Source organism: Streptacidiphilus sp. BW17, from assembly GCF_041262485.1.
Classification (GTDB): Bacteria; Actinomycetota; Actinomycetes; order Streptomycetales; family Streptomycetaceae; genus Streptacidiphilus.
Genome location: NZ_JBGCCR010000008.1, coordinates 53,304 through 72,927, shown reverse-complemented (window position 1 = coordinate 72,927; position 19,624 = coordinate 53,304). Strand labels below are relative to the sequence as shown.

Annotated in this window: 18 protein-coding genes; 12 read left to right on the top strand and 6 right to left on the bottom strand. The window is 71.1% G+C overall.

Going from position 1 to position 19,624, the window contains the following annotated elements; translation table 11 throughout:
- Positions 1-109: 109 nt before the first annotated feature.
- From ABH940_RS12315 to ABH940_RS12285, 7 genes are all read left to right on the top strand, one after another.
- Complete coding sequence (locus ABH940_RS12315; protein ID WP_370062562.1) at positions 110-547, top strand: VOC family protein; 438 nt, start codon at positions 110-112, stop codon at positions 545-547.
- A 210-nt stretch (positions 548-757) separates the two neighbouring features.
- Positions 758-1,600, top strand: coding sequence for an N-acetylmuramoyl-L-alanine amidase (locus ABH940_RS12310; RefSeq protein ID WP_370062559.1), 843 nt, complete (start codon positions 758-760; stop codon positions 1,598-1,600).
- Positions 1,601-1,792: 192 nt separating this feature from the next.
- Positions 1,793-3,007, top strand: a complete 1,215-nt coding sequence (locus ABH940_RS12305) for a phosphodiester glycosidase family protein (RefSeq protein WP_370105242.1) — start codon at positions 1,793-1,795, stop codon at positions 3,005-3,007.
- A gap of 42 nt (positions 3,008-3,049) precedes the next feature.
- Positions 3,050-3,433 (top strand): UBP-type zinc finger domain-containing protein, encoded by a 384-nt coding sequence (locus ABH940_RS12300; protein WP_370105241.1) that lies wholly within the window; start codon positions 3,050-3,052, stop codon positions 3,431-3,433.
- 74 nt (positions 3,434-3,507) lie between these two features.
- Positions 3,508-4,209: an alpha/beta fold hydrolase gene (locus ABH940_RS12295; protein ID WP_370105240.1), complete on the top strand. Its 702-nt coding sequence runs from the start codon at positions 3,508-3,510 to the stop codon at positions 4,207-4,209.
- Positions 4,206-4,814, top strand: coding sequence for a 2'-5' RNA ligase family protein (locus tag ABH940_RS12290; protein ID WP_370062551.1), 609 nt, complete (start codon positions 4,206-4,208; stop codon positions 4,812-4,814). Before ABH940_RS12295 ends, ABH940_RS12290 begins: the two co-directional genes overlap by 4 nt.
- Before the next feature lie 40 nt (positions 4,815-4,854).
- Entirely contained in the window at positions 4,855-5,949 is a 1,095-nt protein-coding gene (locus ABH940_RS12285) for an ABC transporter substrate-binding protein (protein WP_370062549.1), read from the top strand.
- 239 nt (positions 5,950-6,188) lie between these two features.
- Here ABH940_RS12285 and ABH940_RS12280 read toward each other — a convergent pair whose 3' ends face one another.
- The 6 genes from ABH940_RS12280 to ABH940_RS12255 all read right to left on the bottom strand — a co-directional run bounded on the left by ABH940_RS12280 (position 6,189) and on the right by ABH940_RS12255 (position 13,195).
- Positions 6,189-6,929, bottom strand: a complete 741-nt coding sequence (locus ABH940_RS12280) for a VOC family protein (protein WP_370105239.1) — start codon at positions 6,927-6,929, stop codon at positions 6,189-6,191.
- Between the two features lie 499 nt (positions 6,930-7,428).
- On the bottom strand, positions 7,429-8,013 hold the full coding sequence (locus tag ABH940_RS12275; protein ID WP_370105238.1) for a GNAT family N-acetyltransferase: 585 nt from the start codon (positions 8,011-8,013) through the stop codon (positions 7,429-7,431).
- 50 nt (positions 8,014-8,063) lie between these two features.
- Positions 8,064-8,798, bottom strand: coding sequence for a maleylpyruvate isomerase family mycothiol-dependent enzyme (locus ABH940_RS12270; protein WP_370105237.1), 735 nt, complete (start codon positions 8,796-8,798; stop codon positions 8,064-8,066).
- 74 nt (positions 8,799-8,872) lie between these two features.
- Positions 8,873-9,784 (bottom strand): aminoglycoside phosphotransferase family protein, encoded by a 912-nt coding sequence (locus ABH940_RS12265; protein WP_370105236.1) that lies wholly within the window; start codon positions 9,782-9,784, stop codon positions 8,873-8,875.
- Between the two features lie 101 nt (positions 9,785-9,885).
- Positions 9,886-11,388 carry an amidase gene (locus tag ABH940_RS12260; protein WP_370105235.1) on the bottom strand — a complete coding sequence of 501 codons (1,503 nt, stop codon included), beginning with the start codon at positions 11,386-11,388 and terminating at the stop codon, positions 9,886-9,888.
- Between the two features lie 181 nt (positions 11,389-11,569).
- Positions 11,570-13,195, bottom strand: coding sequence for an APC family permease (locus ABH940_RS12255; RefSeq protein ID WP_370105234.1), 1,626 nt, complete (start codon positions 13,193-13,195; stop codon positions 11,570-11,572).
- Between the two features lie 221 nt (positions 13,196-13,416).
- Between ABH940_RS12255 and ABH940_RS12250 the strand changes: the two genes are divergently transcribed.
- From ABH940_RS12250 to ABH940_RS12230, 5 genes are all read left to right on the top strand, one after another.
- Positions 13,417-14,379 carry a hypothetical protein gene (locus tag ABH940_RS12250; RefSeq protein WP_370062535.1) on the top strand — a complete coding sequence of 321 codons (963 nt, stop codon included), beginning with the start codon at positions 13,417-13,419 and terminating at the stop codon, positions 14,377-14,379.
- A gap of 208 nt (positions 14,380-14,587) precedes the next feature.
- On the top strand, positions 14,588-15,655 hold the full coding sequence (locus ABH940_RS12245; protein ID WP_370105233.1) for a histidinol-phosphate transaminase: 1,068 nt from the start codon (positions 14,588-14,590) through the stop codon (positions 15,653-15,655).
- 187 nt (positions 15,656-15,842) lie between these two features.
- Positions 15,843-16,991: an acyl-CoA dehydrogenase family protein gene (locus ABH940_RS12240; RefSeq protein ID WP_370105232.1), complete on the top strand. Its 1,149-nt coding sequence runs from the start codon at positions 15,843-15,845 to the stop codon at positions 16,989-16,991.
- A gap of 135 nt (positions 16,992-17,126) precedes the next feature.
- Positions 17,127-18,173: a hypothetical protein gene (locus tag ABH940_RS12235; RefSeq protein ID WP_370105231.1), complete on the top strand. Its 1,047-nt coding sequence runs from the start codon at positions 17,127-17,129 to the stop codon at positions 18,171-18,173.
- Between the two features lie 297 nt (positions 18,174-18,470).
- A complete protein-coding gene (locus ABH940_RS12230; protein ID WP_370105230.1) occupies positions 18,471-19,523 on the top strand; it encodes a hypothetical protein in 1,053 nt (350 codons plus the stop codon).
- Positions 19,524-19,624 lie beyond the last annotated feature (101 nt).

Here is a 19,624-nt window from a genome sequence, read left to right as displayed (position 1 = left end):
CCGGGGTGCCGACAGCGTGGGCGTTTCGGCACCCCGGGCCCATCTCCACTCGTCCCTTCCCGGGCACGACAGACTGGCTGCCGCGCCCGGGCGGTCGTACGTTGGTGCCGTGCTCAGCAACCGCTCCATCCCCGGCAGCACGGTGATCCCCGTGCTGGTCTACCCGGACGTGCGTGCTGCCGTCGCCTGGCTGACGGCGGCCTTCGGGTTCTCCGAGCGGGTGCGGATCGGCGAGGATCACCGCTCGCAGATGCGCATCGGCACGGACGGGGCCGTGATCGTCGCCGACGCGCACGGCGAGCGTCGACCGCCGTCGCCCTCGTCGGGCGGGCACACCCACGTGATCAAGGTGCGCGTCGAGGACGTGGACGCCCGGTTCGAGCAGGCCCGCGCCCACGGCGCGCGGGTGGTCGAGGAGCCGACCGAGTACCCGTACGGCGAGCGCCAGTGCACGCTGGAGGACCTGGCCGGTCACCCCTGGGAGTTCACCCAGACCGTGCGGGACGTCGCGCCGAGCGAATGGGGCGGGGTCGCGGTCGACGAGTAGCCCGCACACCGCACGCGCACGCGGCACCACCGTCAGCGCCACCTCACGGCACCATCGGGGCCACCTCACGACGCGTCACATCGCGGCTCACGGTGCGTCACATCACGCCTCCCACCTGGCCTAACACGGCACACCCACCCGGCGGAACTTGTCACCCGAGCGCCGGTCCCCGAGCCCACACCCCGCAGATCCGTGCATATCGTCGTACCCATGCACGTCGAGCGGCGTCTGTTGATGCGTCGGGTGGCACAGGTCGCCCTGGTCGGAGGAGTCACAACGGTGCTGGTGCGCGGCTCCGCCGCGTCCGCGCCGCCGTCCTCCCCTGCCCGGGTGTTCGCCGACCCCGTGAACCTGCGATGGACGGCGGCGCAGCCCCCGATCATCCGGCGCGCCGACTGGGACACCATCGGCCGCAACAAGCCCCTGCCCGCGCCCCACTACGCGGACGCGGTGAAGGCAATCTTCATCCACCACACCGACAGCGGCAACGAGTACGACCTGGCCGACGTCCCCAGCATCATCTGGAGCATGAAGGACGACCAGACCGGCCGCCGAGGATGGGACGACATCGGCTACAACTTCCTGGTCGACCGCTTCGGCAACATCTACGAGGGCCGTCACGGCGGCGTCGACCGGCCGGTGATCGGCGCCCAGTGTTCCGGGTTCAACGTCAACACAGCGGGCATCGCCGCGATCGGCACCTTCACCGAGGGCGCGGACGTGCCCACGCCGATGCTCCAGTCCCTCAGCGCGCTGTGCGCCTGGAAGCTGAGCCTGCACGGGGTGGACGCCGTCTCCTCGACCGTGCTGACCTGCTCCGACTCGCTCAGCCGCTTCCCCGCCGGCAGCCGGGCCACCTTTGCCGTGATCTCCGGGCACACCGACGCCGACTGCACCTACTGTCCGGGCTCCGCGCTGTACGCGGCGCTGCCGGGGATCCGGCGGCAGGCCTCACAGATCCAGCAGAGCACCGACCATCCCGTCTTCGGGAACTCCACGCCCGTACTGCAGGCCAAGCCCACCACGACTCCGTCGACCCCGCCGGGGCTGTAGGCGTGGACTGACTGCCCGCAGGCGCGAGCGTTCGTGCGGGTGATTCACCGTCAGATGTCGCGTGACGCGACGTCAGTCATGGCATGCATGGACGCGTCCACATCATTCCGCTCACCCGCTCACCCGTTGATCCGCTCATCCGTTGATCCGCACAGGGCTGCGCCTCCGCGCGCAGCGACGAGGGAATCGCACATGACCGACCACAACGGCGCCACCGCCGTCGCCGACCGTCCTGCGCAGCGCCGCCGTCGCCGCCGACTGCTGCCGTGGAAGCGGGCGAGCGACCTGACTCCCCCTCAGCGCCGCCGACGGCGGATCGTCACCCGCAGCGTCCTGGCCACCGGACTGGTCTGCGCGGGCTGGCTGGGCTGGTCGATCGGCCAGGCGCTCACCTACCCGGGCCGTGACGGCACCGAGGCGCGGCTGGCGGAGTGGGGACGCGACCACCACCTCGGCCTGGTGATCAACCAGTTGGAGGACTGGCAGTACGAGCTGAACCCGCCCCGCGTCGGCGGCTCGCTGACGCCCGCGCAGCTGGCCCAGATGCGGGCGACGAACGGGACCACCTCGCTCAACTCGGCCGTGCCGATGCTGGCCCCCATGCCGACGAGCATCACCCCGCGCCTGCCCGGCGAGGGCGTCTGGCGCGCGCTGGTCACCTACCACGGCCTGCCCCTGGTCCAGGGAACCTACGTCCGCCCGGACGCGGAGCACTCCTCCTACGAGGCCGCGGTGGCGTGGATCAGCGCCGGGCACGCGCGCTTCCAGCTGCACCCGGGCTTCCGGGAGCCCGGCGGGAGCTTCGCCGTCCCGCCGACGATCCCGGTCGGCCAGCGGACCGGCCTGATGGCCACCTGGAACGGTGGTTTCCGGATCACCGACGGCACCTCGAAGGGCGGCTTCTACCTCGACGGCAGGACCGACTCGACGCTGCGCGACGGCGCGGCGTCCGAGGTCTTCTACAAGGACGGCTCGATCAGGATCGGCGTCTGGGGCCGCGACGTGAAGATGACCCCGGACGTGGTCGGCGTGCGGCAGTGCCTGACGCTGATGGTCGACGGCGGCAGGCTGGCGGGCGACATCGACGTGCCGTACGCCTACGGCTGGGCGTACCAGGGCAAGAAGTACGTCGAGCGGTCGGGCGTCGGCGAGACCGCCAAGGGCGACATCATCATGGTCGTCGGCCAGGCGCTCTCCGCCCGCACGCTGGCCGAGCTCATGCAGCACGCGGGCGCGGTCCGGGCGATGCCGCTGGACATGAACGGCGCCTGGCCGTCCTTCATGAGCTACGACTCGAGCGCCGACCCGGCCAGCCCGAAGCCCACCAACATCCTCGACTTCGGCGAGGCAGCCGACCGCTACTACACCCAGGCCACCCGCGACTTCGTCGCCGTCTACGCCCGCTGAACGCGTCCAGCGTCCTTCCGCGCCCGCAGGAGCAGCCGCACCATGACTCCCGAGAACCGCAGCGACCCGAACCACCCGCTCACCTCCGTCGACCCCTCCGTGCCGCCGAGCGGCACCGGCTGCGTCGAGTGCGACGCGGACGGCGGCTGGTGGCTGCACCTGCGGCGCTGCGCCGCCTGCGGCCACATCGGCTGCTGCGACGACTCCCCCGCCAAGCACGCCACCGCGCACGCCCAGGGCACCGGTCACCCGATCATCCGCAGCTTCGAACCGGGCGAGAGCTGGTTCTGGAACTACGTCGCCTCGGAGTTCTACGACTCCGGCCCGGAGCTCGCCCCGCCCACGAGCCACCCGGCCGACCAGCCCGTCCCCGGCCCGGCGGGCCGCGTCCCCGCCGACTGGGCCGATCGGCTCGGTCCGCGCTGACCATCCGTCATTCACGAGTTCTGTCAGTGGTGGCGGATACGGTCGAAGACCTCAGCGGACGGAAGGAACAGGCGATGACCACCACCTACACGCTCGTCCCGGGCGCCGACGGCCGCGCCTGGATGTGGCATCGGCTCGCAGCCGAGCTGCAGGCGAGGGGCCATCGGGTGATCACGCTGGACCTGCCCACCGATGACGCCGCGGGGTACGACGAGTTCGCCGAGGCAATCGGCGACGCGGTGCTCCAGAACTTCGACCGGTCAGGGCCGTTGGTCGTGGTCGCCCAGTCCCTCGCGGGGTTCCACGCGCCGGTGGCCTGCGAGCGCTTGCCCGTGCCCGTCGCCGAGCTGGTGCTGCTCAACGCCATGGTCCCGGTGCCCGGCGAGGCCGCAGGCCAGTGGTGGGACGACACGGGCCAGCCCAAGGCCCGCGCGGAGTACGCCGTCGCCAGCGGACGCCAGCCGTCCCTGGACGTCGACGTGTGGGTCGATTTCTTCCACGACGTCCCGCCGGAGGTGACCGCGGAGGCCCTCGCGCAGGGCGGCGCGGCACCGCCGTCCACCCTGTTCGAACAGCCCTGGCCGCTGACGGAGTGGCCCGACATCACCACCCGCCTTCTCCAAGGGCGCGACGACCGGTTCTTCCCCCTGGAATTCCAGCGCCGTCTCGCCCGCGAGCGGCTCGGCCTGGAGGTCGAGGCGATCCCCGGCGGCCATCTTGCCGCGCTCAGCCATCCACACGAACTCGCGGACCACCTGGCGCGGACCGGCCCGTGACGCCCGGCGGCTCGGGTGATTTCGGGGCGCTCGGCGTTTTCGACGTCGCGCCCACCGCCCGCACCGCCGTGGCATGGCTTCCTCCGGACGAGTTGTGGCCACCGATCCAGGCCGTCCGCAGCGATCACGACCCGCAGATCCGGCGCTGGCCGCCGCACGTCAACGTGCTCTTCGGCTTCGTCCCGGAGTCCGACTTCCACTCGGCCGCACCGCTGGTCGCAGCGGCAGCCGCCGAGGTCCCGGCGTTCGCCGCCCGGCTCTCCGGCATCCGCACCTTCCACCACCGCGCCTACAGCACCGTCTGGCTCGACCCAGCCGCAGCGGGCATCACGCCTTGGCGCGCCCTCCACGCCGCGTTCGCGGACCGCTTCCCGCGCTGCCGGGGCCGGTCACGCGCCTTCACGCCGCATCTCTCCCTCGGACGCACCACCGATCCACGCGGGGTCGTCGCCGAGTGCACGGCCCGGCTGGGCGACTACGACGTGCAGGTCGGCGAGTTGGCGCTGCTCTCGCGCCGGGGCGACGACGTGCCGATGCAGCCCCGGGCTGTCGTCGCGCTCGGCTCCGGCGAGTTGCGCTGGGTCGACCAGCTACCTGACAGATAGTCACTTGCCTGCGCGCCCGCGCACGGATGCAATGGCCACCATGGTCACCATCGGCTCCCAGAACCACGACACCGTCCCGATCGGCGCTCTCGTTCCGCTGACACGCCCCGGTTGGGGCGAAGCGGGCCGGCACCTGCTCGCCGGACTCGAACTGGCCGTTGGTCACATCAACGACACTGGTGGGATTGCCGGCAGGCCACTGGAGTTGCTGGTCCGGGACACGGCGGCCGACCCGGCGAAGGCCGCGACGGCCGTGGAGGAGTTGGCCAGTCTGGGCGTGGCCGCCGTGGTGGGCGAGTACCACAGCGTCGTCGCTCGCACCGCTGCCGCCAGCGCCCACTCCCTCGGCCTGCCGTTCCTCTGCTCATCGGCGGTTCTCGACGCGCTCACCGACCAGCCGACGGATTGGGTCGCACGCCTCGCCCCGGCGCAGTCCCAAGGCTGGAACATCTACGCCGACTTCCTCGTCGGCGCGGGTCACCGTCATGTCGCCGTGGCAACCCAGTCGAGCGTCTACTGGACCTCCGGGACCCGCATTCTGCGGGACCGCCTCGCTGAACGCGGCGGCACGGTCAGCGAACTCGACGCGGGCGCCCTCACCCCCGAGGCCGTGTGCGACGCACTCGTCGACAGCGGCGCGTCAGCTCTGCTCCTTCTGGTCGGCCACCCGGAACCGGCCGTGTCGATCGTCCGGTCCGTCCGCCGCGACCCTCGCCTCGCCGAGATCCTGATCGGCGCTCCGGCCGGACAACCGGAACTGCCCGAGTGGGCGGCGATGCTCGGCGAGGACGGCACCGCGATCCCCTTCCTGCGCTACCTCCCCGAGCGCCTCAGCCCCCTCGGCGCCCGCGTCAAGTCGGCCCTGCGCGAGCGTCTTGACGACTCGCCCTCCTTCGTCGCCTTCGAGGGCTACGACAGCGTGACGGTCCTCGCCGAAGTGCTGCGCTCCCACGGCACGGAGCGGGCACGCATCGCCGAAGCCTGGCCACACGTCGCCGTCGAGGGCACCCGCGGGCTGATCCGGTTCTCACGCGTGCCAGGCATCAACGTGTGGCAATGGGCCTGGCCGCCCGTCCAGGTCGTCGACCGGGATCCGGCGCAGCCTGATCGCTTTCGGACCCTGCACTTCACATGACGCTGCATCAGGATCTCCTCGCCGCGGTCGCCCTCACCACGGAACCGACCGCAAGCCCTGACTCAGCAGGAAGACCAACCCGTACACCAGGCCTGCGAGCAACACAACGGATACCCCAACGACGACGAGCCCGGTGACGTGGTGGCGTGACGGACGGCGCATGCCGGAATTTCCGATTGGCGTCTACCGGCGTCACAGGCCGTGCGGCGAAGGTCGCGTCGAGGAAACCGTCCGGCCCGTCACCGCGGGGCGAGGACGCAGAACTCGTGGCCCTCCGGGTCCGCCAGGCAGGTCCACGCGACGTCGCCCTGGCCCAGGTCGAGGTCGGTGGCGCCGAGGGCCTTCAGCCGGGCGACCTCCGCTGACTTGTCGTCACCGGTGTACGGCAGCAGGTCGATATGGACGCGGTCCGGCACGGTCTTCGCGTCGGACGAGCGCAGGAACTCAAGGTACGGGCCGACTCCCTTGGCCGAGCGCAACGACGCGAAGTCGTCGGCCAGCTCGTGCAGGGTCCAGTCCGTCGCCTCACCCCAGAACCGGGCCATGGCCCGCGGATCCACGCAGTCGACCAGCACCGCGGCGATCGGCCCGGTGTCCCGGTAGATCTCCCGGGGCTCCAGCACGCAGAACTCGTTACCCTCCGGGTCGGCGAGGACCACCCACGGCACGTCACCCTGCCCCACGTCGACGGGCGTCGCACCGAGCGCCCGAAGGCGCTCGACCCACTCCGCCTGATGCGCCAGGGAGGTGGTGGCGAGATCGAGATGTACCCGGTTCTTCGTGGCCGTCTTCGGCTCCGGGACGGCCACGACGTCGATGCAGACGGCGAGCGGATCCGGCCAGACGTAGCCGCCGGGTTCGACATTGGTCACGCCGGGTCCCTCGCTGGAAAGCCCCCAGCCGAGCGCCTCGGCCCAGAACCGGCCGACCGCAGCGTGGTCAAGAGCCTTGATGTTCACCTGAACAGGTCGCAGTGCCATGTCGGCGATCCTACGCGGCCGGTCGGCACGGAGAGTTGCACAATGCCGTCGCCGAACTGAAATCACCTCACTTCCCCTTGCCGCGCCGGTGGGCACAACCGCATCAGCTGCGGGCAGGGCTGGGTCCTCGACGTTGTGTCAGACGGTCTTCACAGACCCACCGTCGATCAACAGGTCCGTGCCCGACATGCTGGCCGCCAGCGGTGAGGCGAGGTAGGCGACGGCCGTAGCGACCTCCGATCGGGCTGCCCAGCAGCGGAGTTAACGCGCTGTCCTGCACATGCACGCCTGGCAAGATCGCTCGCGGTCGTCGCGACATATGTCGGCCGTGATGCGCGATCGCCCGCCGTTGGCAGCTCGGTCGCCGCTCGCTCTGTTCCGGTCGTCCCCCATGCGGCTGCCCGGACTGTGGCGGGACGATCCCGAGCATGTCGCCACCTTGGCCTGGCGCCAGGAGGTCTCGCGCCGCGCGGGACTGCCCGTCAACCGGGCCGCTGTCTCAGGCCTCGCGGACGCGGGCGTGGAGGTGCATGTCGTGGCGGCCGTCGTCGTGGAGCGCCGCGCTGCGCTGGGTGCCTTCGAGGTGGTAGCCGGACTTGGTGGCGACCCGGCAGGAGGCGTGGTTGCGCGTCGAGTGGTCCAGGTGGAGGCGGTGGAAGCCGATCTCCTCCATCGCCCACTCCGTCAGCGCGGTCAGGGCGCCCGTCGCCACTCCCGCGCCCCGGGCTGCCGGGAGGACCCAGTAGCCGACGCCCGCCGTGCCGTCGTCGAAGTTCAGGCTGCCCATGGCGATCCGGCCGAGGACGTCGTCGCCGTCGCGGGTGACCGCCCAGTGGGCGCCCCGCTCCTGGGCCCAGTCCTCGCGGTAGCGGGCGAACCACTCCAGGACGCGGGTCTCGGACGACGGACGCCGCGTGTGCCAGCGGCGGATCGCCTCGTCCCGGTAGGCCGAGAGAAATGTCGGTGCGTCAGAGGACGTCCAGGGACGCAGCACCAAGCCCCGTGCAGCAGGCAACACGGGTTGGGGCGCACCGGCGAGTGAGCCGGAGGAGATGACGGGCGGCGTCGACAGATCGCGAGTCACGAGCCATGATCACCAGACCGCCACCACAACCGTCAAGGTCCTTGCGAGGATCAGTAGAGCGAGGGCACCTCCGGCAGGGAGGGAGCGCCGCGCAGGGTGAGACCGATGCCCGGGGAGCGGCCCATCAGCCAGGCCAGCAACCCGTGTTGCGGCCCGAGGACGGTGGGCGCGGACGGTCCGGTGCCGGTCGCGTAGGTGGTATCGGTGTCGGTGGCGTGCAGCTTCATGGCGGGCACGTCGGTGCGGGTCGCGAAGGACGTTGCCACCCGGTCGAGCATGTCTCGGACGAAGTCCGGCGGCCAGTCGGACGGTGTGTACCCCGCGTTCAGGTCGGCGTGGTGGACCAGAACCTCGCAGAGCCGGGAGTCGGCGGCGCGGGCGGCGGGGTGTTCCTGACCGGCAGTCCAGCGCACGGTGCGCTGCCATGCCTCAGGAGGCATCGCGCGGTACTCGGCCTCGAATGCGGCGGCGCTGTCGCGCAGGTCGGACAGCAGCTCGGCAACACTCCGGCCCGCCCCCGCCCCGATTTCCTCGGCCCGGGCGGTCAGGCTCGGGTACTCCGGCGTCTCGACGCCGGTCCGGGCCCAGGTCAGCAGACGGCGACCGCCGTCGGCGTTGCGGGCCAGGTGGCTCAGCACATGCCCGCGCGACCAGTCCGGCAGCAGTGACGGCCCGCGCACCTCGGCGTCGGTGAGCCGTGCCGCTGTCCGCACGAGGTGCTCGGTCGCTGCGGTGATCTCCTCCAGCACAGCCGCCAGGTCGAAGACCGTCTGATCGGTCGTCATGCTGCCGCCTCTCCTTCGTCTTCCTTCGGATTGCCTCGAATTTGCCTCGAATTGCCTCGGAACCAGTGCAGTTGTCAGACGCCCGTCGAATCGGCCAGAACCGCGCGCAGGGTCCGCTCGCCGATACCGCCCATGAGCGGGTTGTCCGCCGAGTGGGTCAGGAAGACCAGCGCGAGGGCCAGTGCCCACCCACGGGCGCGCGCCCATGTGGCGTCGTCGGCGGGCCCGCCCGCGTGGTCGTAGGCCTCGCGCAGGTCGGTGCGGCGGTCCTCGGCCGGGAAGAGCATCCAGGCGACGGAGAGGTCGGTGGCCGGGTCGCCGGAGGTCAGATCGCCGAAATCGATCACCGCGGTGATCCGCCCCTCGTCCACCAGCACATTGGCCGGGTGCAGGTCGCCGTGCAGCCACAGCGGCGGACCGTCCCATACCGGTGCGGCGACGGCTGCTTCCCAAACGGTCAGCGCCGCTTCGCGGTCGGCCGTGTCGGCGACGTTCGTGAGTCCGCGCAGCACGCCGTCGCCGCGTCCCGCCAGCGGGATCCCCCGGAACGCGTTGACCGGGGCATCCGGCGGGGCGGGAGTGTGCAACGCGGCGAGGAACCCACCGAGCGCAGTTGTAGCTGACGGTACGTCATCGAGCGTGGTGTCCGCGGCGATCCGGCCCGGGAGGAACGGGACGATGCTCCAGGACCACGGGTACTCCCCCGCCGGCCGCCCGATCCGCACCGGCGCGGGCACCGGCAACGGCAAGCGGGTCGCCAACTCCGGCAGCCAGCGCTGCTCGTGGTCGACGAGTTCGGCGGACTGGGCACGCCGGGGCAACCGGACCAGGAACTCCTCACCCAACCGGCAGACCATGTTGTCCCAGCCGTTGGCCAGCACTTCGAGCGGCAGGCCCGCGAGGTCCGGGTGCTGCTCGTCGAGCAGGTGGCGTACCAGCTCGACGGTGAGCGGGATCTCGGCGGCCGGCATCCGATGGACGGTCATGACACGGACCCTACGGCCCTACCGACGCGCGTGTCCCGTGGTCAGCCCTGCCCCGGCCCGGTCGTCGTCCCGGGGACCGGGCCGACCGGGGACCGACGACGTCAGGTCGGGGCCTCGGCCGCGGCGGCCCGCTCCGGCGGGCGGAGCAGGTACCAGCGGCGGTCCGCCTCCAACTGCGCGGCCAGCGAGATCAGTCGGGCCTCGCTCGCGGCCGGGCCCAGCAGTTGGCAGCCGATCGGCAGCCCGTCCGAGGTGAGGCCCGCCGGGACGTTCACCCCCGGCCAGCCGAGGACGTTCCACGGCCAGGCGTAGGGGCAGGCGGTGATCATCGCGCGGTCCAGCGCGCCCGGACCGAGGCCGTCGGTGGCCCCGATGCGCAGCGGCGGGGCGGCAGTTGTCGGCGTGAGCAGCACGTCGACCGTCCCGAAAACCGCACCGATGCGCCGCTGGAGCGGTCGTTCGGCCGCGCGGGCGGCGCGCAGAACCGGTCCGTCGAGGAGCGCGCCGAGCCGGATGTTGCTCCGGGTGCGCGGATCGAGCAGCGCCTGGTCGGGCGCTCGACGGGCCCAGGCGCGGATCCCGGCGAGGGCGCGCGGCAGCTGGGCCGGGCCGACCAGGCCGTAGCGGGGTTCGACCTCGACCACGTCGTGGCCCAACCGGGCCAGGGTCTCGGCCAGTTCGACGGTCGCGGCGCGGATCTCGGGATCGAGCCGCAGGGGATGGATCGCCCAGGCCGCGCCGAGGGAGAGCCCGATGCGCAGCCGGCCCGGGTCGCGCCCGGCGGCGGTCAGGAACGATTCCGCAGATGGCCGATGCGCATCGCCCGGGTCATTGCCCGGGTCATTGCCCGGGTCATTGCAAGGCTCATTGCCTGGGCCATTGCCGGAGGAGTTGCCAGACGAGTTGCCCGAGACGACGTCCAGCAGCAGGGCCGCATCGGCGACGGTGCGGGCGAGCGGGCCGTGGACGGTCAGGCCGTGGAAAGGGTCCGGCTCCGGCCAGGCGGAGATCCGGCCGCGCTGCGGCTTGATGCCGACCAGGTGCGTCCAGGCGGCGGGGATCCGCACCGACCCCGCGCCGTCGGAGCCGATCGCGGCGGGTACCACCCCGGCCGCGACCGCAGCGGCGCCGCCGCCGGAGGAGCCGCCGGGCGTCCGCTCCGGGTCCCAGGGGTTGCGGGTGGCGCCGAAGGCACGGCCCTCGGTGAAGGCCCACTGGCCGATCTCGGGCGTGTTGGTCTTGCCGACGATGACGGCTCCGGCCGCGCGCAGGCGACGCACCACGTCGGCGTCGGCCGGTGCCGGCGGGAAATCCCCGGCGCAGCCGAAGGCCGTGGGCTCGCCGACGAGGTCGGTGTCGTCCTTGATCGCCACCGGCACGCCCAGCAGCGGCAGCCGCTCCCCCGCCGCGAGCCGCCGGTCCGCCTCCTCGGCCTCGGCGAGCGCCGCCTCGGCCCGAACGCGCCGGAACGCGTTGAGCGTCGGCTGGGTCGCTTCGATCCGGTCCAGTGTCCGCTCGACGGCGGCTCGCGAGGTGAGCTGACCATCACTCAACTGCACCGCGAGCTCGGCCAGTCCTGGCGTCGGGTGGTTCGCGCGGTTCATCGTGGTGTCCGCCTTCCGTCGCGTTCCAGCGCTCTGCCGAGGGGATCCCTACTGCACAGTAACGTGCGGCGACCAACTTCGCACGCACTCCGGTCGGCAGGTCCGCACGAGCGCGCCGCGCGCGTGCCTGACCAGCGCGTCGAACGGCCCTGGGGTGAGCCCGGCCCGCACCAGGAGGGCGTCAGTGCTGCTCGGCGTCTTTGATCGCCTCCTGGATCTCCGCTGTCCGGAGCGCCACGGCAATCGCCCAGTAGTACACCACCAGCGCGAACACACTGATCAGAACGATGTCCCAGCCGAGCGGGAGACGGCCGGTGCCGCCGAAGCTGCCCTGCCACGAGATGGCACCGATACCGAGGAGGTAGACGGGCAGCCACTGGGCCGGGCGCCACCGCATCCGCGGTGCCTGCGGGAGCCGCGTCGCGGACGCATAGGCGGCATAACCCCCCATCAGTGCGTAGCCGACCAGCACCGCGAAGCCCAGCCGCCACAACGTGCTCCAGCCCGACCAGTAGATGATCAGCGTGGCGATGACGAAGGAGAGCGGCGAGATCAGGCCGCCCGCCGGGAGCCGGTAGGGCCGGGGATGGTGCGGAAGCCTGCGGCGCAGCGCGCCGTAGGCGAGCGGCGCTCCCGCGTACATCAGCACCGAGGCGGAGGTGATGAACGAGACGAGCTGCTGCCAGCTCGGGAACGGGAGGAAGCAGACCACCCCCACCACGAGGGAGACCAGAAGCCCGATCCACGGGACGCCGCGCCGATCGGTCCGGGCCAGCGCCTGCGGGAAGTAGCCGTTGGCGGCCAGCCCGTAGGAGACCCGGGAGGTCGAGGTGGTGTAGATCAGCGCGGTGCCCGCGGGCGAGACCACCGCGTCGACGTAGAGGAACGCGGCCAGCCAGCCGAGGCTGAGCACCCCCGCGAGGCCCGCCCACGGGCCGGAGATGCCCTGGTAGGCGAGAGCGGCCCAGCCGTGCTGCAGCGACGCAGCCGGGAGCGCACCTATGTAGACGACCTGGAGCAGGATGTAGACGACCGCGCCGATGGTCACGGAGCCGAGCACGGCCCGGGGGATGTGGCTCCTCGGATTGCTGCTCTCACCCGCCAGCTGAATCGCCTGCTCGAAGCCGAGCAATGCGAAAATGATCCCGCTCGTGCTGATCGCCGCGAGGACGCCCTTGGCGCCGTACGGTGCGAATCCGTGCGAGGTGAAGTTGCCGGTGTCGAAATGCGTGAGTGCCACAACGAACACGGTGAGCAGTGGCACGAATATCTTCCACCACGTGGCCGTGCTGTTGGTATGGGCCAACACCTTCACGCCAAGGAAGTTGACGGTCACGAATACCACCATCAGGCCGGTGGCGACCGCGAGTCCGGAGGCGGTGAGCGTCCCGTCGGCATGCTGCAGTCCGGCGGCCGAGGACCAGTGGCCGGCGTAGCCGATCACCGCTTCGACCTCGATGGGAGCCACGGTCGCCGCCTGGATCCAGGAGAACCAGCCGAACGACATGCCGACCAGCCCGCCGAAGGCGTAGTGCGGATAGCGCGCGGTCCCTCCGGAGACCGGGAACATCCCGCCGAGCTCCGCGTGGACGAGGGCGAGCAGACCGATCGCCACCGCGCCGACACCCCAACTGACCAGTGCCGCAGGCCCGGCGGCGGTGACGGCGTTCCGTGCGCCGTAGAGCCAGCCCGATCCGATGATCGAGCCGACCGAGGCCCACATCAGGCCGATCAGCCCGACCTCGCGGCGCAGGTGCCCGGATCGGCGCGCGGTCCGGGCCGGAGCCGAGAGTTGATCGTAGACCATGGGTCTCCTCGCGTTCGCTTCACCCGGTCCTGAGAATGCGGGACACGTTAGACGTCCGCGCAGGCAGCAGGCGCTCCTGTTATCAAAAAGTCACTGCCACCGCCGCGAGTGGCACCCAGGCGGCCCGAACATCCGTGATCTGAGGAGAATTTGAGGTTACCGATCGGAATAACTGCCGCAGAAGGCTGCACAAGCACCCGTTCGGCTCGTAACGTCAGCCCATGAACTTTTTGGGACGCGGTCGGCGGGCGATTCCCCGGCTCACCCCGGAACTGGACGACGAGGCTCTGGGGCGCGTCTGCCGGCAGTTGGGCAGTACACCCGCCATGCCGGGGGCGGTCGACTCCCAGGTCGACGCAGTCGCCCAGCTCTTCGACAGCGTCGCCGGCGACTGGGACCGGATCGGTCACCGGATGGCGGTCCTGGCCGAAGAGGTCACCGATCCCGCCTTGGCGCGCTCGTGGGTGATGCGGCACCCGCGCAGCGCGGACGCCTGGCTCTTCCGGGCCCGGATCGCCTACGTCGACCTGCGCGACGACGCCTCGCTCACCAACCAGGCCTTCGCTGCGTCGGAGGACTGCGCGCAGGCCGCCGCCCTCCGGCCGGAGGATCCGACCCCCTGGGTCGTCCGCCTCGGCCTCTGCCGCTTGCTCCGCAGGCCCGCTCCCGAGGTCATAGCCGTCTGGCGCGAGGCGTTGGCCCGGGATCCCTGGAATCGTGAGGCGGATCTGCAGATGCTGTCCTACCTCACCGCCCTGGACGACGCCTCGTTCTGGCGGCTGGACGACTTCGTCGACCGCCGCTGCTTCGAGATCCCCGCCGACTCCCCCGGCGCCGGACTGGAGTTGGCCGCGACGCTGGGCCGCTACGCCCGTGCGCTGGACGGCACCGGTCTCGGCGGCCTGCTGTCGGACCGCTGGTGGCAGGCACCACGGCAGGCGAGGCTGCTGGACCGGAGCGTGCTGTCCTGGACCGAGCCCGGCTTCCTCCGGCACGCCGGTGCCCTCGCGGACCTCAACGGCCTTGCCTACGCGCTGATCCAGGCCAACCGGCTGCGCGACGCCGGTCTCGTCTTCCTGCGGATCGGCCCCGTGGTCTCCTCCTGGCCCTGGGTCGCGGACGGCGATCCGCTCAGACAGTTCACGACACTCCGAAGGCAGGCGCTGCGCTTCGTCACGCCGTGACCGGAGCCCACGTCCGCGCCGGGTTCGCGCGCGTGCCCGGACCCGTACGCGCACCCATGCCCAGACCCGCGCCCGTGCCCGCGCCGTGCCCAGACCCGCCCGTGCCCACACCTGCCCCGGGGTCGCTCTGACCGGGCCCGGCCAGACCCAGCCCATCCCACCGGCCCCCACGGGCCCGACAGCCGGAAGCGAGGAGAACGAGCAGATCATGGTGCTCGTCCGACCGACCCTCAAGCGGGTGCCCGCCCGGGTACCGACGCGGAAGTCTCCCGGTGCCATCGTTCTCGCCGACAACGAGTGCCCGTACGGGCTGCTGCCGGCCGTCGTGGAACGGATCGCCGCGTCGTCCGCGACCACCTCCCGCTACCCGGACCGCTGCGCCTTTGAGCTTCTCGCCGCCCTGGCCACCCATCTCCGTGTCCCGGTGGACCGGATCGCCGTGGGCGCGGGCTCGTCGGAGCTGTGCAGTCAACTCGTGCACACCGTCGTCGGGCCCGGCGACGAGGTCGTCTTCGGCTGGCAGTCCTTCGAGGCGTACCCGATCCTCACCCTGGTGGCCGGAGGGTCACCGGTACGGGTGCCGCTGCTCCGGCAGGGCCTGGACCTCGACGCCATGGCCCGCGCGGTCACCCGGCGGACCCGGCTGGTCTTCCTCTGCAACCCCAACAACCCGACCGGCACCGCCCTGGACGCCAGGGCGCTGACCACCTTCGCCGACCGCGTGCCGTCCGACGTGCTGATCGTCGTGGACGAGGCCTACCGCGAGTACGCGGCCGCGACCGCCGTGCCGGACGCGCTGACGCTGCTCGGCGAGCGCCCCAACGTCGTGGTGCTGCGCACCTTCTCCAAGGCGTACGCACTGGCCGGCCTGCGCGTCGGCTACTGCGTCGGATCGGCGGAGGTGATCGCCGGGGTCCGCAAGACCCAGGTCCCGTTCAGCGTCGGCGCCCTGGCCCAGGAGGCGGCCGTGGCCGCGCTCGGCGAACGGGCCGAGGTGGCCCGCAGGATCGGGCTGACGCTGCTGGAACGCGAGCGGGTGATGTCGGCACTGCACGACCTGGGCTACACGGTGCCGTCCTCGCACGCCAACTTCCTCTGGCTGCCGCTGCGCGAGGAGAGTTCCGCGTTCGCGGAGTTCTGCATGCGCCACGGGATCGCGGTCCGCAGCTTCGACGGAGAGGGCGTCCGGGTCACCGTCGGTCTCGCGGCGGAGAACTCCGCCTTCCTCTCCCTTGCCACCCGCTGGAGAAGGGAGCGCCCGACCACGGCGTCATGACCCGTGCGCCCTGACCACGGCGCCCTGACCACGGCGGCCTGGCCGGGACCACGGTTCGGTTTCGAGCGGTCCACGCTTGAGGCATGATCAGGGCGTGCGTGGACGATCACGCCTTCCTGCGCTGCGGCAGCCGGGAAGCAGGCACACCCATCTCCTGATGTCCCGATGCCCCGAAGGCGGAGCCGGCATGAAGCGCATCCTTTTCGACGACGAGCACCAGGCCTACCGGGAGAGCGTCCGGTCGTTCGTGGAACGGGACGTGGTGCCCCACTACCCGGACTGGGACCGGGACGGCATCGTGCCGCGCGGTCTCTTCAAGGGCCTCGGCGAACTCGGCGCGCTGGGCATCGCGGTCCCCGAGGAGTTCGGCGGGGCCGGCATCACCGACTTCCGCTACAACGTGATCCTGCAGGAGGAGGCCGCACGGGTCGGCGTCTCCCCCGCGCTCCTCGGTCCGGCGCTGCACGCCGACGTGTGCCTGCCGTACTTCCTGGACCTCACCACCGAGGAGCAGAAGGCACGTTGGCTGCCGGGCATCGCCTCCGGCGAGCTGGTCACCGCCGTGGCGATGACCGAACCCGGCACCGGATCGGACCTCTCGGGCATCCGCACCAAGGCCGTCCGCGACGGCGACCACTACGTGATCGACGGCGCCAAGACCTTCATCACCAACGGCATCAACGCGGACCTGGTGGTCGTCGCGGTCCGCACCGGTGAGCACCCGCACCGGGGCCTCAGCCTGATCGTCGTGGAGCGCGACACCCCCGGCTTCGAGCGCGGACGCAAGCTGGAGAAGGTGGGCCTGCACGCCCAGGACACCGCCGAGCTGGTCTTCACCGGCGCACGCGTTCCGGTCGCCAACCTGATCGGCAAGGAGGGTGAGGGCTTCTTCGGCCTGACCCGCAACCTGCCGCAGGAACGCATCTCCGTCGCGGTCTCCGGCCTCGCCCAGGCGACGGCCGCGTTCGAGTGGACGGTCGCCTACGTGCGCGAGCGCAAAGCCTTCGGCAAGCCGATCGGCGCACAGCAGGTGATCAAGCACCGCCTTGCCGAGCTGGCCACCGAGATCGAGGTGGCCCAGCACTACCTCGACCGCTGCGTCCTCTCCCTGAACGACGGCGAACTGACCGTCGTCGACGCGGCCAAGGCCAAGTGGTGGTGCACCGAACTGCAGGGCCGCGTCGTCGACGCGTGCGTCCAACTCCACGGCGGCTACGGCTACATGCTGGAGTACCCGATCGCCCGCGCCTGGCAGGACAGCCGCGTCACCCGCATCTACGCCGGGACGACCGAGATCATGAAGGAGATCATCGGCAGGTCCCTCGACCTCGGATAGTACCGATTGTCCCAAGTTGAGATATCGGTATGAGCCGCGCGGACCGGCCACAGCAGATCTTGACGCGTACAGGCTAATCGTGGAGTCTATGGGCCATCCACCCGGCGAGCGGCCGGACGTGAAGGACGGCGAAGCGTGACCGACCCCACAGGTTACAGCCAACGCATACGCACCACAGGCACTACGAGCACAACAGGTAGCACGGGCACCACCCGGCGCACCGGACCACCCAACCCCACTCCCCCACCCCGGCGGGCCTCCCGCGCCCTGGACGCGGCCCTGCGTGCCGGCCCCTTCGAGACCGCGCTGCAACTGGCCATCAGCGACAGCGGACTGAGCCTGGACAGCCTGCGGCGCAGACTCGCCACCGACGGCATCCACGTCGGCCTCTCCACACTGAGCTACTGGCAGCGCGGCCTGCGACGACCCGAGCGGGCCGAGTCGCTGCGCGCCGTGCGCGCCATCGAGGACCTCTGCGGCCTGCCGCGTTCCAGCCTCGTCGCCCTGCTGGGACCGCGCCGACCACGGGGACGCTGGGGCGAACCCAGGAACCGCGAGCTCGACATCGAGGAGTTGCTCGGCGACGACATGCTGCTGGCGATGACGCTCAGCGACCTCGACGTCTCCGTCAACAGCCGCTCCGAGCACGTGAGCGTCCACGGGGACCGGTGGATGCACGCCGACCGCTCCTGGAGCACCGAGCGGATCCGACGGATCGTCATCGCCCGCACCGAGGGCGTGGACCGTTTCGTCGCGCTCAGTCTGCGCGACATCGACGGCGAGCAGCCGCCCAGCGTCCGGGCCATGCACGGCTGCCGCCTAGGGCGGGTCCGCACCGACCCTGCGACCGGCCTGCACGCCGCCGAGCTGCTCTTCGACCGCCGCCTGAGCAGCGGTCAGGTCCACGTCTTCGACTACGAGTACCAGGCCGGCCCCGGCTCCACCGGGGTGACCCGCTACGACTACGGATCCCGGCAGCCGCTCCGCGAACTGGTACTGCGGGCCCACTTCACCCCGGACCGGCTCCCGGTCCGCTGCTACCAGGTCGTCCGCCGCCGCTACCACGACGACAGCGGGTTGCGCGACGTGCAGGAACTCCAGCCCGACGCGCACGGCGTGATCCAGCTGGTGAGCCTCAACGGCAAGCCCGGCATCGAGGGCTTCCGCTGGGAGTGGGACTGAGGGCGCTGCTCCACCTCTGTTCGGCTGTCGCGAACGTGTTCACCTTGCCATTGACGTCTGCCACTCCGCCCTGCCCGGAACCGATCGTGAACATCCGTCAAGACAACTGTGAAACTGCGAATGTTCACGTTCTGCTCGCCCACCTGTACGACCACATGCACTTCCTGTGGGTCCGCATGCTCAGCACCTTCACAGTGTTCTCCCAGCCCGGCTTCAGGTCGTTGTCACCACGTGAAGTGGTAGCCCAGCATGCTCCCTGTCCCCCATCGCAGCAGTCGTCACAGGGAGGAAACCCTCGTGTTCTCGACCGCCCGCTCCACCCGTCCCGCGACGCGTCGCGCCTTCGGCCTCGTCGCCGCCGGAGCGACCGTTGTTCTCGCCGCGTCCCTCTCGGCGCTCCCCGCCAACGCCGCGCCCAAGCAGGACAACGGCGCCGCGGCCCCCGCCGCTGCCATGGCCGCGCACATCGCGCAGCTGGCGCAGAACGGACGCACCGTCACCGTGCACCTCGGTGGCAAGACGTACCACGTGCAACTGAACAAGCCGACCGGTGTCATGCCGATGAACCACCACGGCGTCAAGACCGCGGGCCACGCGTCCCCCACGGACACCAACGCCACGGTGTACCCGCCCACCACGTCGACCAGCGGCCTGAACTACGGCGGCGGCCCGCTCGAGACCCCCTCGCCGACGGTCTACCTCGACTTCTGGGGTAACCAGTGGGACAGCGACTCCAACGGTGTCCAGTCCTACATGCAGAACCTGTTCAACGGCCTGGGCGCCTCCGGTGACACCTGGTCCACCGTCACCAGCCAGTACACCGACGGCAGCGGGAACGCGCCGACCTTCAACGGCTCGGTCCTGGGCGGCACCTGGACCGACGACGGCTCGGCCGCGCCCGCCGCGCCGACCCAGGCCCAGATCGCGGCCGAGGCCGACAACGCCGCCTCGCACTTCGGCGTCTCCGGCCCGGGCGTGGACATCTTCGTGATGAGCCCGAGCGGCACGCAGCCGGACGGCTTCCCGAACGCCGGCTTCTGCGCCTGGCACGACTGGGACGGCAACGTCGCGTACACCAACATGCCGTACGTCCTGGACGCCGGTTCGAGCTGCGGCGCCAGCTCGGTGCAGAACCAGCTGGACGGCTTCAGCATCGTCGGTGGCCACGAGTACGCCGAGGCCACGACGGACCCGGAGCCGTCGAGCGGCTACGTCGACTCCAACGGCGAGGAGATCGGCGACCTCTGCGCCTGGGACAACGACCAGACGGTCAACTTCTCCACCGGCACCTTCGCGATGCAGCCGCTCTACTCGAACGCGGACAACGGCTGCGTCTTCTCCTCGCAGTGAGCCGGTGAACCCGTGAGCCGGTAAATCGGTAACGCGGTAAATCGGTAAAGCGGTACGGACTGTGCCCACGGACCTCTCGGGTCCGTGGGCACAGTGCTGTC

What these genes read in the sequence shown, in the direction of transcription:
- ABH940_RS12310 (WP_370062559.1), top strand. Translation starts at nt 758, where the DNA reads ATGCACGTCGAGCGGCGTCTGTTGATGCGTCGGGTGGCACAGGTCGCC.
- ABH940_RS12305 (WP_370105242.1), top strand. Translation starts at nt 1,793, where the DNA reads ATGACCGACCACAACGGCGCCACCGCCGTCGCCGACCGTCCTGCGCAG.
- ABH940_RS12300 (WP_370105241.1), top strand. Translation starts at nt 3,050, where the DNA reads ATGACTCCCGAGAACCGCAGCGACCCGAACCACCCGCTCACCTCCGTC.
- ABH940_RS12295 (WP_370105240.1), top strand. Translation starts at nt 3,508, where the DNA reads ATGACCACCACCTACACGCTCGTCCCGGGCGCCGACGGCCGCGCCTGG.
- ABH940_RS12285 (WP_370062549.1), top strand. Translation starts at nt 4,855, where the DNA reads ATGGTCACCATCGGCTCCCAGAACCACGACACCGTCCCGATCGGCGCT.
- ABH940_RS12280 (WP_370105239.1), bottom strand. Translation starts at nt 6,929, where the DNA reads ATGGCACTGCGACCTGTTCAGGTGAACATCAAGGCTCTTGACCACGCT.
- ABH940_RS12270 (WP_370105237.1), bottom strand. Translation starts at nt 8,798, where the DNA reads ATGACGACCGATCAGACGGTCTTCGACCTGGCGGCTGTGCTGGAGGAG.
- ABH940_RS12265 (WP_370105236.1), bottom strand. Translation starts at nt 9,784, where the DNA reads ATGACCGTCCATCGGATGCCGGCCGCCGAGATCCCGCTCACCGTCGAG.
- ABH940_RS12260 (WP_370105235.1), bottom strand. Translation starts at nt 11,388, where the DNA reads ATGAACCGCGCGAACCACCCGACGCCAGGACTGGCCGAGCTCGCGGTG.
- ABH940_RS12255 (WP_370105234.1), bottom strand. Translation starts at nt 13,195, where the DNA reads ATGGTCTACGATCAACTCTCGGCTCCGGCCCGGACCGCGCGCCGATCC.
- ABH940_RS12250 (WP_370062535.1), top strand. Translation starts at nt 13,417, where the DNA reads ATGAACTTTTTGGGACGCGGTCGGCGGGCGATTCCCCGGCTCACCCCG.
- ABH940_RS12245 (WP_370105233.1), top strand. Translation starts at nt 14,588, where the DNA reads ATGGTGCTCGTCCGACCGACCCTCAAGCGGGTGCCCGCCCGGGTACCG.
- ABH940_RS12240 (WP_370105232.1), top strand. Translation starts at nt 15,843, where the DNA reads ATGAAGCGCATCCTTTTCGACGACGAGCACCAGGCCTACCGGGAGAGC.